Raw genomic sequence first — 17408 nt, 5'->3', positions numbered from 1 at the left:
AAATCTAGTAGCCTATCTTCATAGAAAACAGATTTTGGGGCTGTATAATTTTAAACGTAATGGGGATCATCAAAGAAAAACACACACAAAACGTTCATAATTTATCTTACTCAAAGTAAATTTTGCAGTTTGCTTAGCAGTATTCACATTTTTAATTTTTTTTATTTACGATATAAAAATTTAACAATATAAAAAAAGATGAGTTAATTATTCAATTCAATTATAAAAGTAATAAACGGTTTTACTTCACAGTGTGAATATGAAGACTTGTCGTTATTGGGGTACTGAACAGGACTATTGGAAAAGCAGAAAAGATTACAAAATTAATTTTTGTAATCTTTTTGATTTTAATAACAAAACTATTGTCCAATACGGCGTGTTAATTCGATAACACGCATTTTAGCTAAAGCTTTTGACAATTCAGCAGAGGCTTGTGCAAATGACATATCATCACTTGGGTGATTAATATGTTCTTGGGCACGTCTGACTGCTTCTTGTGCTCTGGCTTCATCTAAATCTTCGCCTCGAATAGCCGTATCAGCTAAGATTGTTACTATATTAGGTTGAACTTCTAATATACCACCCGATAGGTAGATAAATTCTTCTTCACCATTGGGTTTCACAATACCCACCATACCTGGTTTAATGGTAGTAAGCAGTGGCGTATGACCCGGGTAAATACCGAGTTCACCTTCAATACCTGTGACTCTGATTCGCTGAACATCACCCGAAAATAGGTGAGATTCAGCACTAACAACTTCTAATTGATAGGAAGTTAGTGCCATAATACTATCTCCGTTCAATGAATCTCTTACAGAGATTTCGCTTTTTCAATCGCTTCATCGATTGAACCAACCATATAGAATGCTTGTTCAGGAATGTGATCATAATCACCGTTCATGATACCTTTAAAAGCACTGATTGTATCTTTTAATGGCACATATTTACCTGGTGAACCAGTGAACACTTCGGCAACGAAGAATGGTTGAGATAAGAAACGTTGAATTTTACGTGCACGAGCCACGGTCAATTTATCGTCTTCTGATAACTCATCCATACCAAGAATAGCGATAATATCTTTTAATTCTTGATAGCGTTGTAAAATTGATTGCACGCCTCGTGCACAATCATAGTGTTCTTGACCAACAACCAATGGATCTAATTGACGACTGGTTGAATCAAGTGGATCAACCGCAGGATAGATACCTAATGAAGCGATTTGACGACTTAATACGATTGTTGCATCTAAGTGAGCAAAGGTTGTCGCTGGTGATGGGTCTGTCAAGTCATCGGCTGGTACGTATACGGCTTGAATTGATGTAATTGAACCAGTTTTAGTCGATGTAATACGTTCTTGAAGGATACCCATTTCTTCGGCTAATGTTGGTTGATAACCTACTGCTGATGGCATACGACCCAATAGCGCCGATACTTCTGTTCCGGCTAAGGTATAACGATAAATATTATCGATAAATAAGAGTACGTCTTTACCTTCATCACGGAATTTTTCAGCCATCGTTAATCCTGTCAACGCTACGCGTAAACGGTTTCCAGGTGGCTCATTCATCTGACCATAAACAAGCGATACTTTATCAAGTACGTTTGATTCTTTCATTTCATGATAAAAGTCATTACCCTCACGAGTACGCTCACCAACACCTGTAAATACAGAGTATCCAGAATGTTCGATAGCGATGTTACGGATTAACTCCATCATGTTAACGGTTTTACCTACACCTGCACCACCGAAAAGACCGACTTTGCCCCCTTTTGCAAATGGACAAATTAAGTCGATAACTTTAATACCGGTTTCAAGTAACTCAGTTGAGTTAGCCAGTTCTTCATAGGTTGGCGCTGCACGGTGAATAGCCCAGCGCTCTTCTTCGCCAATTGGACCTGCTTTATCAACAGGATCACCAAGTACGTTCATAATACGACCTAGTGTTTTAGTACCTACCGGTACTTCAATGCCGTGCCCTGTGTTGACGACTTTAAGTCCACGTCTTAAACCATCAGATGATCCCATTGCGATACAACAAACAACGCCACCACCTAATTGTTGCTGAACTTCCAGAACTAATTTTTCGGCGCCAGTTTCCACTTCTAATGCATCATATACCTTTGGTACTGCATCTTCTGGGAATTCGACATCAACCACCGCACCGATGATCTGGACAATCTTTCCAGTAGCCATTTTTATTCCTCTACGTCTTTTTCTTAACTATAAGCCAATATATTTAGCATTAACCTGAAACAGCAGCTGCGCCCGATACAATATCAATCAATTCATTGGTAATCGCACCTTGACGTGCTTTGTTATACACAATCTGTAATTCATTGATTAAATTTGCACCATTATCGGTTGCTGCTTTCATGGCCACCATTCTTGCTGCTTGTTCACTCGCTAGATTTTCTACCACAGCTTGATAAACCTGTGATTCAATATAACGACGTAAAATCACATCTAAAAGCGATTTAGCATCAGGCTCATAAATATAATCCCATGTTGAAGCAGTGAGTTTTTTATCTTCTGAATGTGGTAATGGTAATAATTGCTGAATAGTCGGTTTTTGCGACATGGTATTAATAAATCTATTCGTTGCGATATATAATCTATCAATTTTCCCATTGTCATACGACTCAAGCATCGTTTTTACTGGACCTATCAAATCAGATAATTCTGGTTCATCACCTAAATTAGTCACTTGGGTTAAAATGTTTGTTTTTACTGATGAGAAAAACGAAACCCCTCGTGAACCAATTAATGCGACATCTGCTTCTACACCTTTTTCCTGCCATGCTGACATATCAGCAACGACAGTTTTAAAAAGATTGATATTTAAACCACCACATAAACCACGATCGGTTGAAATAATAAGATAACCAACTCGTTTTACATCCCTTTCTTCTAAATAAGGATGTTTGGCACCTATTTGAGCTAACGCTAAATGTCCAATTACTTCACGAATCATTTCTGCATATGGACGAGAAGATGCCATTCTATCTTGCGTTTTACGCATTTTGGAATTGGCAACCATTTCCATTGCTTTTGTGATCTTTTGCGTACTTTGGATACTGGCAATTTTCGTTCTGATCTCTTTTGCATTAGCCATTTGTTACCTCACCCTTACCAAGTTTGAGTTGATTTAAAGCTATCAAGCATTGCTTTTAACTTACTTTCAATCTCATCATTGTAATTGCCTGTCTCGTCAATCTGTTTAACAAAATCGGCATATTGACTATGCGCATAAGCTAGTAGTGCTGCTTCAAATGGTAAAACCTTAGCGAGTTCAACATCTTCAAGATAACCACGCTCTGCTGCATAAAGAACAATTGATTGTTCAGCAACTGTCATTGGTGAGTATTGCTTTTGCTTCAATAATTCAGTTACTTTTTCACCATGACTTAATTGGTTTCTTGTTGCTTCATCTAAATCAGATGCAAACTGAGAAAACGCAGCTAATTCACGATATTGTGCAAGGGCTGTACGAATACCACCAGATAATTTTTTCATTATCTTAGTTTGTGCAGCACCACCTACACGAGAAACCGAAATACCCGGGTTAACCGCAGGACGGATACCAGAGTTAAACAAGCTGGTTTCTAAGAATATCTGACCATCAGTAATTGAAATTACGTTAGTTGGTACGAACGCTGAAACGTCACCAGCTTGGGTTTCAATAATCGGTAAAGCCGTTAATGAACCTGTTTTACCTTTCACTTCACCTTTGGTGAACTCTTCAACATACGCTTCGTTAACACGTGCTGCACGTTCAAGTAAGCGAGAATGTAAATAGAATACATCACCCGGATAAGCTTCACGTCCAGGTGGACGACGAAGTAACAATGAAATTTGACGGTAAGCAACCGCTTGTTTAGATAAATCATCATAAACAATTAATGCATCTTGACCACGATCACGGAAGTACTCGCCCATTGCACAACCTGCGTACGGCGCTAAGTATTGTAATGCCGCTGATTCAGAAGCGGATGCAACAACAACAATGGTATTTTTTAGTGCACCATGTTCTTCAAGTTTACGTACAACATTGGCAATGGTTGATTGTTTTTGACCAATGGCAACATAGATACATTTAACACCTGAGTTGCGTTGGTTAATAATTGCGTCGATTGCTAATGCGGTTTTACCGGTTTGTCGGTCTCCGATGATAAGTTCACGTTGACCACGTCCGATAGGAATCATTGAGTCAACGGCTTTATAACCGGTTTGTAATGCTTGGTCAACCGATTGACGGTCGATAACACCAGGTGCGACGACTTCAACAGGAGAAAACCCATCATTTTGAATTGAACCTTTACCGTCGATTGGTTCACCAAGGGTATTAATAACCCGACCTAATAAACCATCGCCGACAGGTACTTCTAAAATACGACCAGTACATTGTACTTTCATCCCTTCGGATAGATCTTCGTATGGTCCCATAACGACTGCACCGACAGAATCTCTTTCAAGGTTTAACGCCATTGCGTAACGATTTCCGGGTAGTGAAATCATTTCACCTTGCATGACATCGGTTAATCCGTGGATTCGAAGGATACCATCACTTACCGATATGATCGTTCCTTCATTGTGAGCGTTACTCACAATATTGAACTGAGCAATACGCTCTTTAATTAGTTCACTTATTTCAGTTGAATTTAGCTGCATTATCAGTCCCCTTAAGACTGTAGAGCGTCATTTAATCTTGTTAAACGCCCTCTGATACTACTATCAATAACCATATCGCCCGTACGAATAATAAAACCAGAAATGAGCGATGGATCAATATGACATTTTAGTTTTACTTTTCGTGATAAACGTTTTTCAACAGCGATAGAAATCTTATCAAGTTGTTCGTTAGACAGTGCTTGTGCCGAAATGACATCGACATCAGCTTGCGCTTCTCTCTCTAAACAATATTGTTCAAACAGTGTAAGCACTTCGGGAAGAAGTGATAACCGTTTGTTTTCGGACATAATCTTAATAAAATTAGTACTAAACTCATCTAATACATCTTGACAGATATTGATGAGTAAGTTTGCAACCGAATCGGCTTTCATGTCAGATGTCAAAATACTACGTATTTGTTCGTTTTGACTAACTTGAGATGTTACCATTAGCATTTTATGCCATGATTCGATATTGTTTTTTTCTACCGCAAACTCGAAAGCAGCTTTAGCATAAGGGCGAGCAATTGTAATTAAGTCTGCCATTGCTCTAGTCTCCTTATAATTCAGCTACGAGTTTATCAATGATGTCGCTATTTGCGGCTTCATTAACAGAGCGTTCAATAATTTTTTCTGCACCAGCAATAGCAAGTGTAGCGACTTGTTGTTTAAGCTCTTCTTTAGCTCGTTTACGTTCAGCCTCTACTTCAGCAAATCCTTGCGCAACAATTCGTTCTTTTTCTCGAATTGCTTCTTGTTGTGCTTCTTCAAGAATAATTGCTTTGCGTTTATTGGCTTGCTCTATAATTGCATTAGCCTCAACCTTAGCCTGTTGCATTAAGTCAGATGTATTTGCTTTGGCTAGTTCCAAATCTTTTTTTGCTGTTTCTGCTGAAGCAAGACCATCAGCTATCTCTTTTTGACGTTTTTCAATCGCAGCGATAACAGGAGGCCAAACAAACTTCATACAGAACCAAACAAACAATACAAATGTAATTGCTTGGCCGAGGAGAGTTGCGTTCATATTCATGAGACGATTCCTCTTAGATTTTTATTAGCCGGCAACAGCAAAGATGATATAAAGCGCAATACCCACACAAATCATTGGGATCGCATCCACTAGCCCCATAACAATGAAAAATTGAGTTCGTAACATAGGGATTAATTCCGGTTGACGTGCTGCACCTTCTAAGAATTTACCACCTAGTATACCGATACCAATTGCGCCTCCTACAGCAGCTAATCCCATCATTATGCCTGCGGCTACATATAAAATTTCCATTATATACTCCAGTTTAATATAAAAAATATTGAAATTAATGTTCTTCCGTTGTCGATGCCATTGCTAAATAAACAATCGTCAACACCATAAAAATAAAAGCTTGTAACGTAATAATTAAAATATGGAAAATGGCCCACGGTAAAGATAATACCCATTGTGACCACCAAGGTATTAATGCCGCAATTAAGATGAAAATAAGTTCACCTGCATACATATTACCGAAAAGTCGTAGACCTAAAGATAGTGGTTTAGCTAATAGACCGACAAGTTCAAGTACTAAATTGATTGGTGCAAAAGCCCAGTGATTAAAAGGATGAAGGGTGTAATCTTTGATAAACCCTGAAATTCCTTTGTACTTGATAGAATAGAAAATAATTAAAATAAAGACGCCTAAAGCCATTGACATAGTAATGCTGACATCTGCTGTTGGCACTACTCTCAAATGAGATAAACCTAAATATTGTCCTGCGTAAGGGAGGAAATCAACCGGGATAAGATCCATGAGATTCATAAAAAAGACCCAAATAAATACCGTTAATGCTAACGGTGCAATGAGCTTGTTTTGACCAGTGAACATGTCTTTGACAGTATTATTAACAAATTCAAAGATCATCTCGACAGCACATTGTAATTTACCTGGTACCCCACTTGTTGCTTTTTTGGCAACACGATGAAAAATCCACAAGAAAATAACACCAAGAAAAATTGAAAAAAACAATGAATCAAGATTAAAGGTCCAAAAACCTGAACCTACTTGTAAGTTTTCAAGATGGTGCTTGATATAAGCCTGTGGCGAAGCCGGAGAGGAAACTGCCATATAACCTTCTTACTTATTCCTAAAAATAAAAAATATTACAATGTTTTATCTATATTAAAAGGTATAGACAATCGCTGTAATAACCCTAAGCTAGTATTTTAAACCCAATTACCTATATAAAGTCAACAAATTATTAACAAAATAAATAAATTCAACACTTTTTACTAAAAAATTGTAAATAAACAGAGCTTGCTTAATAAACTCATTAAACGTATTGACTTATTAAAAACTTATTATTACATATAAAAAATATTATTTTTAAGCTTTAACAGCTAGTGCAATACGTTCTGCCAATTTTTGTACTTCGGCTTCTTCACTGCCTTCAACCATTACTCTAATGAGAGGTTCTGTTCCAGATTTGCGAATTAATACCCGCCCGTTACCATCAAGTTCTTTTTCAACTTGCTCTATTGCTAGTTTTACTGCTGAATTTTTTAATGGATCACTTTTTTCGGTATAGTGAACATTAATTAATACTTGAGGTAACATTATCATGCCACTACATAAATCTGATAAAGACATATCGTTGCGAACCATAGCACTTAAAACTTGTAGACCAGCAATAATTCCATCGCCAGTTGTTGTTTTGTCTAATAACAAAACATGACCTGAGTTTTCAGCCCCTAAACGCCATTTCTTCTCAATAAGCTTTTCAAGAACATAACGGTCACCAACTTTAGCACGAGCAAAAGGTATGCCAAGGTTTTTAAGTGCTATTTCCAGTCCCATATTACTCATTAATGTACCGACAACGCCACCTTTTAGTTGACCTTGTCTGAGTGCTTCGCGAGCAATGATATAAATAATCTGATCGCCATCAATTTTTCGACCTTCATGGTCAACCATTATAATGCGATCACCATCCCCGTCTAATGCAAAACCTAAATCTGCTTGTTCATCAATAATTCGTTTTGACAATGCTCTAACATCAGTAGCACCACAATTTTCATTAATATTAACGCCGTCAGGTTCACAGCCAATTTTGATGACTTTTGCGCCGAGCTCACGCAATACTTTTGGCGCAATATGATAGGTTGCGCCATTCGCACAATCGACTACAATTTTCAGACCCGATAGACTTAGCTCATGATCAAAGGTGCTTTTACAAAATTCGATATAACGGCCTGCTGCATCAGTAATACGGCTAGCACGTCCTAATTGTTTGGATTCGACACAATCTATATCTTTTTCTAATTCTGCTTCAATTTCTAATTCAATCGAATCAGCAAGTTTTTTTCCTTCGGTAGAAAAAAATTTAATACCATTATCGTAAAAAGGATTATGTGAAGCAGAAATGACAATACCGGCATCAGCTCGAAAAGTACGAGTTAAATAAGCGATAGCAGGCGTTGGCATTGGTCCGGTAAAGGCAGTAGCAACACCGGCAGACGCAAAACCAGCTTCAAGTGCTGATTCAAGCATATAGCCTGATATACGCGTATCTTTTCCGATTAAGACTTTTTTCACACCATCTTTAGCTAATATGCGTCCAGCTGCCCAACCTAATTTAAGAGCAAAATCGGGAGTGATAGGATATTGTCCAACTTTACCTCGTATCCCATCAGTACCAAAATATTTTCGATTAGACATTTTATTTCCTCATACTAAATTTTATTTCTAATAATAATTTTATTGATAAATAATTACATAAGATTTTTGTGCTAATTATAATTAATGATGTCGGATGTTATATTTATGCATAATAAAATTATTCTCTATTATCATTAGCGAATTTTAATAAAACTTGGCTTTCTTTGATAAAACGTTGTGCATAGCTACCAAACCATTTGGTGACTTCATTAAAATTCTCAACAAATTTTGCCTTATCGCGTTGCTCAATCAATTCAACCATCTGTCCAAAGCGCTGATAATAGCGTTTAATTAATTCGATATTATCATCTGATGCCATAATGATATCGGCATAAAGTTCAGGATCTTGAGCAAATAATCTGCCAACCATCATCAGTTCAAGACGATATATAGGAGAAGAAAGGGCAATTAGTTTTTCTAAATCAACATGTTCTTGCTGTAAATTAACACCATAAGAAAAAGAGGTGAAATGGCGTAATGCTTGAATAAATGACATGCATTTATCATGCTCTTTGGCACTGATAGTACATAAATTTGCACCCCAAATGCGCATTTGATCAATAAACCATTGGTATTTTTCAGGCTCTCGTCCTTCACAATACACTATAATTTGTTTTGCTAAATTAGGTACATCAGGACCAAACATAGGGTGTAAGCCAACGACAGGGCCAGGATGTTTTTCTAACATGGCTTGAAGCGGTTTTACTTTGATAGAAGTGAAATCGGTTAGTATACAATTTTTAGGTAGAGTCGGTAATTGTCGAATGATTTCACAGGTTTTATTAATTGGTACGGTCACAATGACTGCAGCGGCATCAGCAACAACCTCTGCGGCTTGGTGCATAGTTTTGGAACCTAATGTTTTAACTTCATAGCCAGATAGGGTGAATAATTGTGCAAACAACCGCCCCATTTGACCATTACCACCGATAATGACAATTGATCCTTTACCTGTGTAAACTTTTTTAAAACCTTTGTCGTTTTCACTAATATAAGACTCTCGCATTAGTCGTCGTAATATATCTTCGATTAGCGCTGGAGAAATACCTAAATTTTCTGCTTCTTGCCGTCTTTTCGCTAACATTTCAGCTTCACGCTTAGGATCATAAATTGGAATACCATATTTGCTTTTTACTTCGCCAACTTCGGCGACTAAGGCTAATCGCTGAGTAATGAGTGACAAAATTGATTTATCGACCTCATCAATTTTATCGCGTAGTTCAAGTAATTCCGTGGACATATTCGGTGATTCCTTTATCACAAATGGTAGCTTTTACTGTAATAGCTTAACAGTATATCGTATTTTTGATAGCATGGTTAAATCTAAACATCAAATCGAATATAATAAATTTATCATGAAAGTTATCTCATTTAATATTAATAGTCTGCGTGCACGCATTCATCAGTTAGCCGCAATTATCGATAAACATCAGCCCGACATAATTGGTTTACAAGAAACCAAAGTTCATAATGATCAATTTCCTGTCGAAGAGTTAGCGCAATTTGGTTATCACTTACATTATCATGGTCAAAAAGGACATTATGGTGTTGCGTTATTAACCAAACAAAAACCAATATCAGTGCAGTGTGGCTTTCCAACCGATAGTGATGATGCTCAGTGCCGTTTAATTATGGCAGAGTTACCGACCAACCAAGGAAATTTAACCGTGATAAATGGCTATTTTCCGCAGGGTGAAAGTATGCATCATGAAGTTAAATATCCTGCCAAACGTAAGTTTTATCATGATTTGATTGATTATTTACGGCAACATCAATTGAGTAATCAGTTATCCTTGATAATGGGAGATATGAATATTTGCCCAACCGATTTAGATATTGGTATTTCTGATGATAGTCGTAAACGTTGGTTACGAACTGGTAAATGTTCATTTTTACCCGAAGAGCGGGAATGGATGGATAATTTAATGTCACTAGGCTTTATCGATACTTACCGTCATGCACATCCAACTGAACAAGACTATTCATGGTTTGATTATCGATCTAAAGGTTTTGATACCTTTACTGGACTGCGCATCGATTTAATTTTAGCTAGTCAAAAATTGTTATCCTATTGTCAACAAACTGGCATTGATTATGATATTCGAGCCATGGACAAACCGTCTGATCATGCGCCAATTTGGGCAGAATTCGATTTAACATAAATTTTAGTGTCATTAAGAAGGATGAGTACATGTTGAATAATTCGATTTTATCGGTAAAAGATCTTAATCAAATGGTCAAAGATCTACTTTCTGATGCGATTGGTCAAATTTGGTTAGTTGGCGAAATTTCGAATTTTTCTCGTCCATCTTCAGGGCATTGGTATTTTACGCTTAAAGATGATGCTGCCCAAGTGCGTTGTGCGATGTTTCGAAATAGTAATTTTCGAATAGGATTTACACCGCAAAATGGACAACAAGTTTTAGTTCGAGCGATGGTGACATTGTACGAAGCACGTGGAGAATATCAATTAGTCATTGATAAAATGCAACCGGCTGGTGCAGGATTACTGCAACAAAAATTTGAGCAATTAAAACAAAAACTATCTGATGAAGGGCTATTTGATCCTATCTATAAAAAAAGTTTACCGGAAAATATTCGTACTGTCGGTATCATCACCTCAGCTACTGGAGCAGCATTACATGATATTTGTCAGATTTTAAAACGCCGAGATCCCAGTTTACAGGTAATTATTTATCCGACCCAAGTTCAAGGTACAGAAGCTGCTGGTCAAATTGCCAAGATGATCCAAATAGCAAATGCACGTCAAGAGTGTGATGTGTTGATTGTCGGGCGAGGAGGTGGATCGCTTGAAGATCTTTGGTCATTCAATGAAGAAGTGGTTGCAAGAGCGATATTTGCTAGTCAACTACCTATTGTAAGTGCAGTTGGACATGAAATTGACTTCACAATAGCTGATTTTGTTGCTGATGTGAGAGCAGCGACGCCTTCCGCTGCCGCAGAGCTTGTTAGTCATGACAATAAAGAACAGATTCGGCGAATTTTGATACAAGAACAACATTTATCGATGGCGATGGATTATTACTTAACAAGACAACGCGAAATATTGAATACATGGTTTCATCGACTTCAAGCGGAACATCCCCAAGCAAAGCTATCTCAACAATTAAATCGACTCATTACTTATCGACATGCGTTATATGAAAATATTCAACAATATTTGCTTAAACTTACTAATCAATATAATCGATTAGATAGAAAGTTATTGGGTGTTTCGCCAGAATATCACATCACGTTTTATGGTCAGACATTATATCAAAAGCAACAGCAACTGATTAATATGATTAAACAAAAATTAGCAATGTCGCAACATCAATTTGTTTTACAAACCTCACAACTTAATAACTTAAGTCCGCTGGCAACGTTAGAGCGGGGTTATTCCATTACCACTAACCAACATGATGATGTGATTTGTAATAGTCAACAAGTGAAAGTGGGTGAATGTATCACAACAAAGTTAAAAGAAGGGATTTTAGTCAGTCAAATTACTGAGGTGAAATAAAATAATTAATTATTACGATAAAAATCATATTACTAAACTTCAATTTTATACAATAAAGTATACTGATTATTTTAATCAAATAAAATTGTCATTAAAATAGTAATACAGTATATAATACTGCGTTTAAAATTTTTTTAATAACTAATAACTAATAACTAATAACTAATAACTAATAATATTTAAGTACATAAGAGAATAGACGATTTATGCATCCCCCAATAGGTATTGATTTAGGTACAACAAACAGCTTAATTTGTGTTTGGCAAGATAGTAAACCGACGCTGATTCCCAACGCAATTGGAGAAGTGGTAACACCATCAGCAATAAGTATTGATGAAGATGGATCCATTTTAGTTGGTCGAGCAGCGTTATCACGATTAACAACTCATCCCAATCAAAGTGCATCAGCATTTAAACGTTTTTTAGGATCGAATAAAGTTTTTGAATTAGGCGATAAGAAGTTTACGCCAACAGAACTTTCTGCAATTGTCCTAAAATCTTTAAAAGCTGATGCTGAAGCTTTTCTAAAACAAAACATTCATGATGTGGTGATTTCTGTCCCTGCTTATTTTAATGATGAGCAGCGCAAACAAACCCGTTTTGCAGCTGAACTTGCTGGATTAAACGCGGTACGTTTAATTAATGAACCAACTGCAGCGTCCATGGCATATGGCTTGCATGATGAACAATCCGGTAATACATTAGTTTTTGATTTGGGTGGGGGAACATTTGATGTCACCGTACTTGAGTACTCTATGCCAATAATCGAAGTCCATGCTTCGGCGGGCGATAATTATTTAGGTGGAGAAGATTTTACTCATGATATTGTTAAAGCTTGCTTAAGTGAATGGAATATTAAACAGCAAGATGTTTCAGCCGATGATTATGCCAGATTACTTGATTTAGCTGAACAGTTAAAATGCAAGTTAAACGGCGAACAGATGCAACACTTAACTTGGTTTTGGCAAGATAAAGAGAGGCAATTTGAGCTTAACGAAAATCGAGCTAAAATGATTTGGTTGCCATTATTAAATCGCCTTCGAGCACCGATCGAGCAAGCGTTAAGTGACGCTCGGTTGAAGTCGAATCAACTAGAACATATTGTGTTAGTGGGTGGTTCGTCTCAATTGGGCGTTGTGCGTGAACTGGTTACCAAATTATTTGGCAAATTACCTTATCGCCATATTAATCCGACCACTATTGTGGCACAAGGTGCTGCAGTACAAGCAGCTTGTCGATTGCGTAATAAAGATGTGGAAGAAGTTATTTTGACCGATGTTTGTCCTTACACATTAGGTATTGAAAGTGCGTCGGATAATGTTCATGGCTTATTTTCCCCCATTATTGAACGCAATACAATTGTACCAACTTCCAAAGTGAAGACTTTTTATACTAGTCGTCCACAACAAAAATTGATTTCTATAGCCGTTTATCAAGGCGAAAATCCACGTGTTGAAAACAATGTGTTAATTGATGAGTTTGAAGTTCCTTTAACGCCTATGGAAAAAATACAAGGGATTGATATTCGTTTCAGTTATGATTTAAATGGATTATTAGAGGTCGATGTTGTGGTACTTGAAACAGGTAAGCAACACGGCAAGGTAATCGATCATAGCCCGATAGGGTTAACAGAACAACAAAAACAGGAAAGTCATGAACGTTTAAAATCACTGAAAATTCATCCCCGAGATCAAATGCAAAATCGTACATTATTAGCTAGATTGGAACGTGCATGGGCGCAATCACTTGGTGATGAACGTCATTTAATTGGATCTTATCTTGAAGCATTTCTTGATGTATTAAATCGTCAAAATCCAGATGAAATTAATGAGTTTCGTTGTGATATTGAGTCTGAACTTAAAGATCTTGATAGATAATTATTCAAAGTAGTATTTATAAACTTCTCCCCTTTTATTATTGATATAAAAGGGGAAGTTTATACACTAGTTTATCTATTCCTTCACAGGCGGTCCATATCGGTTATTTTTTTTATAACTAGGTTTCCAGAAAGGTAATAATATCAGTAAAAATAGGGTATAAATAATGAAGTAACTTGGTTCACCTAAATAACTATCATTTGCACGTCGTTTTAATGCGAAAATAATATTTATTCCCGAAATCATATAAGCAAATTTTGAAACTTCGTTATATATTGATGCTTCGGACAAATATCTATCAAGAAATAAGGTAGAAAAACCAATAATTAACAGACTATAAAAAATTTGTTTACAAAATCCTTTACGATTTGTTCGTCCATTTAAACGCCAAAATTGCCACCATTTATTTTCAGGTAGAGATAATGCATCAACTTGTTTTTGATTTTCACGATTTCTAGCTAAAAGTATGGCGGCACATAAGCGTAATATCATATTATTGTCTGAATGATTTTTTAGCCCTTCTAACATCTCGATATCATCTTCTTCAATTAGACCACAGTAGTTGGCTAAACATTCTTTAAGATATATTATTCTAGCCGTTAGATCATTATGTTGATATTTATCTTTATTTACTGAAGATGGAAATAACCACTGTTTTTCGAGCGAATTTGCGATTTTTTGTAAATCATCATTATCACCTGCAATTTTATTCAACGTTTGTTGTAATTTCAGATTTTGTTCAGGTTTATATAACAAAATGGCATTTAATATCATTAAATAATAAGGGTTTTGATTGGCAAATTTGGTTTGCCACAATTGTTCGATTTTATTTTCGATATCTTTTAAATCAATTTTTTCAGGATAGTCTATATCAGATTCGATTGAATCTGGGTAATTGATTAAAATACTATTGATTAACCCACTATTATTATCCATTAAATTATAGAGCTCAGTTTTATTTTGCCAGTTTCCATATTTGAAAATATTAATCACTGGAAGCATTTGATCATCATCGGTTAATTTAAACGTATTATTTTCTTTTCGAAGATATTTTGCTGTTTCGTAGGGTTGATTAATTATAGCCATCGTTAAAATAAATTGACGATACCACTCCCAATAAACGTTTTTATCACACGATGAATCAGGTGGAGTTGGAAACTGGTAATAGTGTTCAGATTCTAAGAAAATAAACCAGTCAAACATCTCTATATTTGCATAACGCGAAAAATTATCAAGATGTTTTTTGGCACGCTCCGGAATGGCATCGAATCTATCCAACCATAAACGACCATAGTATTGTTCGTACCCATTCAAGTTAGGATCAAATTTATCTGGAATGGGCGTATTTTCATCACTATCATACAGCCAAGCTTTAAATTCTTTGACGGGTGGAATTTGTTCAAGCCATGTTAAATGTTGCCGAGCTTGGCGTTGTAAATTTTGTAGAATAAAATACTCAAAGTCATCTTTACTCTGTTCATCAATAATTTGTTGTAATAAAGTTTGATTACCATGTCGTAACATAATGGCATGACGATATAAGCGATATAAACGATTAGTACCGTCATCAAGTAACAACAGTGCAAGAATTTGACGATAATTCCAACTCACATTTAACGACCATTTGATAAAACTCGCAATTTCAGGGGAATACTCATCAGGATCAATTTGTGCTAGTCGTGCAACCGTTGTTGCTGTTAACTGAGGAACTGCGTAAAGGTAAGTTTCTGATGTTTCTGCAGCGATACAATAAGAGTTATTCAATGCGATAATTAACAATGGAAAGTAATCACTAGCATAATGTGAGCACCAGCCCGCTATCCAACTGGCTGCTTTTTCTTGATAATGACCTGAGTTATAAAGATCAAGCCAAGCCTGTAAAGACTCATGTTTTTTATCAAGCATAGTATATTGAATTGCTGCAATATATTTCCATTCGATATTGATATGTTCATCTTGATCATCTTGAGTGATGCATTTCAACGCATAATCTAATAAGGTTTGATTAGGGATTCTTGCAACGCAGTGCCAATTAGCAAATTGAAGCATTAAGCTTTTATCATTGGGTAAATAGATGACGGTATCTTGTGATAAAAAGTCATAAAGATCACTACTTCTACGTTCGTAAAATAACCATTTGGTATAATCGATATAATTTATCGTTGCATCTTGCAGAGCTCTGTTTGTGGTGGGTAACAGGGTATAGTCAAATAAATCTTCACTCTCAATATGATTTAAAAAGATATCATACCTTTCAGATTGATTGGGAGATTGTATTTTCAGTTGTTGGCGCCAACGCAAATTATCCGCTAACAGTTTGATACAAGCATTTGATACATTGCTTGCTTCATAACTTATTTCTAATAGACGCCATTTTACCGAATCAATGATTGCCATTGGGTAATCGTAAAATGAACTAATAAATTTTTGCCATTCATCGGCGTTAAAACACCGTTGTGGATCGTTCAAAAGTGCTTGATAAGCAGTATAAATTTCATTTTCTTTGATTTGTTTTTCTGTAAGGGGGTGATTGACTGCTTGCTCTTGTGATTCTTGTTGTGATTGCCCATCCATTTGTTCGGTTGACTGTGCATACTGTATTGCAAACTCATAAGCTTCACGTAAAGCTTTAAATCCAATCGGGTCTGTTTCGGGATGATAAAAGGGTAACTTGGCTCGATAGGCTTGACGTATTGCGACAGTATCCGTCGTTTTTTCTATTTCGAGTAGTTGCCAAATATGTTCATTCATAACCAATCATACTCCCTTAATGATTCTGGCTTTTCAAATTTCTCAATATCAATAAACCATGGTAATCGGTTAAAGGGTGCTTGTTTGTCTTCATATAAATTTGCCATGGATGTTACTTTAGATGGACGGGATAATTCACAGCGTAATTTTTCTAAATCGTCTTTAATCTGTAAATTATTCCAATATTGTAAACCAATAAACCAACTAACAAGGTAGTGTTGCCAAGATTGATAAAAGTATGTTGAACGTAACCCAATTCTATGCAAAATCCATAAACATTCTTCTTCAGTGACATATTTATTCGTCGTGCCAAGTCGTAGAAGATAGGCCATCCGGGCATAATCCCAACTACGAATTCCTGCAATATTACAGATAGGAAATGTTTGCTCAACAAATTTAAGTATCACTTTATGATAATCAGTTTGACGTTCATAAAAGCTGAGCCAATCAAATTCAGACAATTGAGAATATTTAGAATAGAATTCAGATAATAATGGTGCATGTCCATCATCAATCATGGTGAAAACGCAATCAAGTAAAGTTTCCCGAGAATCTATTTCCCAACTCTCTTTCAAATCTATAAAATCATCGTTAGGATAAAAAAAAGGTGAGGTATAGCTTGCTCCATATCTTTTATTTAATATTACCATTGGCGCTGACAAACCATATAGCCAATCAATATAATCCTGTTCCATATTAGCCTATAAAATATCAATACATAGTTTAGTGTATAAAGATAACAGATTTTTCAAATAGACGTCAGTCTGTTTTACTGTTTTTCGTTTATTATTTTTAAAAAAATAAACAATAATTATTATGAATAACAGTAAAATTGTTTTGCAAATTACTTTGTGCAAGGCATAATAAAATCAATTTATTTTGTCATCAGTTACACATTAC

Annotated in this window: 15 protein-coding genes; 3 read left to right on the top strand and 12 right to left on the bottom strand. The window is 36.0% G+C overall.

Annotation, left to right across the window (positions count from 1 at the left end):
- Window positions 1–359: 359 nt before the first annotated feature.
- From J3U14_RS05000 to tyrA, 10 genes are all read right to left on the bottom strand, one after another.
- Window positions 360–785 (bottom strand): F0F1 ATP synthase subunit epsilon, encoded by a 426-nt coding sequence (locus J3U14_RS05000; protein ID WP_220216301.1) that lies wholly within the window; start codon window positions 783–785, stop codon window positions 360–362.
- Window positions 786–811: 26 nt separating this feature from the next.
- A complete protein-coding gene (gene atpD / locus J3U14_RS04995) occupies window positions 812–2194 on the bottom strand; it encodes a F0F1 ATP synthase subunit beta (protein WP_065558531.1) in 1383 nt (460 codons plus the stop codon).
- Between the two features lie 49 nt (window positions 2195–2243).
- Window positions 2244–3113 (bottom strand): F0F1 ATP synthase subunit gamma, encoded by an 870-nt coding sequence (atpG, locus tag J3U14_RS04990; RefSeq protein ID WP_065558532.1) that lies wholly within the window; start codon window positions 3111–3113, stop codon window positions 2244–2246.
- Window positions 3114–3127: 14 nt separating this feature from the next.
- Entirely contained in the window at window positions 3128–4669 is a 1542-nt protein-coding gene (gene atpA, locus J3U14_RS04985) for a F0F1 ATP synthase subunit alpha (protein ID WP_220216303.1), read from the bottom strand.
- Window positions 4670–4680: 11 nt separating this feature from the next.
- A complete protein-coding gene (gene atpH, locus J3U14_RS04980) occupies window positions 4681–5214 on the bottom strand; it encodes a F0F1 ATP synthase subunit delta (protein ID WP_267350255.1) in 534 nt (177 codons plus the stop codon).
- 13 nt (window positions 5215–5227) lie between these two features.
- The gene (gene atpF, locus J3U14_RS04975; RefSeq protein ID WP_065558535.1) at window positions 5228–5698 is read right to left on the bottom strand and encodes a F0F1 ATP synthase subunit B; all 471 of its coding nucleotides are present in this window, start codon (window positions 5696–5698) and stop codon (window positions 5228–5230) included.
- A gap of 24 nt (window positions 5699–5722) precedes the next feature.
- On the bottom strand, window positions 5723–5950 hold the full coding sequence (gene atpE, locus J3U14_RS04970) for a F0F1 ATP synthase subunit C (RefSeq protein WP_370632135.1): 228 nt from the start codon (window positions 5948–5950) through the stop codon (window positions 5723–5725).
- A gap of 34 nt (window positions 5951–5984) precedes the next feature.
- Window positions 5985–6767, bottom strand: a complete 783-nt coding sequence (gene atpB, locus J3U14_RS04965; protein ID WP_065558537.1) for a F0F1 ATP synthase subunit A — start codon at window positions 6765–6767, stop codon at window positions 5985–5987.
- Between the two features lie 258 nt (window positions 6768–7025).
- Complete coding sequence (gene glmM / locus J3U14_RS04960) at window positions 7026–8357, bottom strand: phosphoglucosamine mutase (protein WP_267350258.1); 1332 nt, start codon at window positions 8355–8357, stop codon at window positions 7026–7028.
- 118 nt (window positions 8358–8475) lie between these two features.
- The gene (gene tyrA / locus J3U14_RS04955) at window positions 8476–9597 is read right to left on the bottom strand and encodes a bifunctional chorismate mutase/prephenate dehydrogenase (protein ID WP_267350260.1); all 1122 of its coding nucleotides are present in this window, start codon (window positions 9595–9597) and stop codon (window positions 8476–8478) included.
- 115 nt (window positions 9598–9712) lie between these two features.
- Between tyrA and xthA the strand changes: the two genes are divergently transcribed.
- The 3 genes from xthA to J3U14_RS04940 all read left to right on the top strand — a co-directional run bounded on the left by xthA (window position 9713) and on the right by J3U14_RS04940 (window position 13757).
- Entirely contained in the window at window positions 9713–10519 is an 807-nt protein-coding gene (gene xthA / locus J3U14_RS04950; protein WP_411589697.1) for an exodeoxyribonuclease III, read from the top strand.
- Window positions 10520–10548: 29 nt separating this feature from the next.
- Entirely contained in the window at window positions 10549–11880 is a 1332-nt protein-coding gene (gene xseA / locus J3U14_RS04945) for an exodeoxyribonuclease VII large subunit (protein ID WP_267350264.1), read from the top strand.
- Window positions 11881–12086: 206 nt separating this feature from the next.
- The gene (locus J3U14_RS04940; protein WP_267350266.1) at window positions 12087–13757 is read left to right on the top strand and encodes a molecular chaperone HscC; all 1671 of its coding nucleotides are present in this window, start codon (window positions 12087–12089) and stop codon (window positions 13755–13757) included.
- A 75-nt stretch (window positions 13758–13832) separates the two neighbouring features.
- Here J3U14_RS04940 and J3U14_RS04935 read toward each other — a convergent pair whose 3' ends face one another.
- Both J3U14_RS04935 and J3U14_RS04930 read right to left on the bottom strand, forming a co-directional pair.
- A complete protein-coding gene (locus tag J3U14_RS04935; protein ID WP_267350268.1) occupies window positions 13833–16508 on the bottom strand; it encodes a J domain-containing protein in 2676 nt (891 codons plus the stop codon).
- A complete protein-coding gene (locus tag J3U14_RS04930) occupies window positions 16505–17203 on the bottom strand; it encodes a DUF1266 domain-containing protein (protein ID WP_267350269.1) in 699 nt (232 codons plus the stop codon). Before J3U14_RS04930 ends, J3U14_RS04935 begins: the two co-directional genes overlap by 4 nt.
- Window positions 17204–17408: the final 205 nt, after the last annotated feature.

The sequence above is a fragment of the Gilliamella sp. B3801 genome, assembly GCF_026536645.1.
Taxonomy (GTDB): domain Bacteria; phylum Pseudomonadota; class Gammaproteobacteria; order Enterobacterales; family Orbaceae; genus Gilliamella; species Gilliamella apicola_I.
The sequence above is the reverse complement of the archived record's forward strand: the minus strand, read 5'-3'. Positions and strand labels throughout refer to the sequence as shown.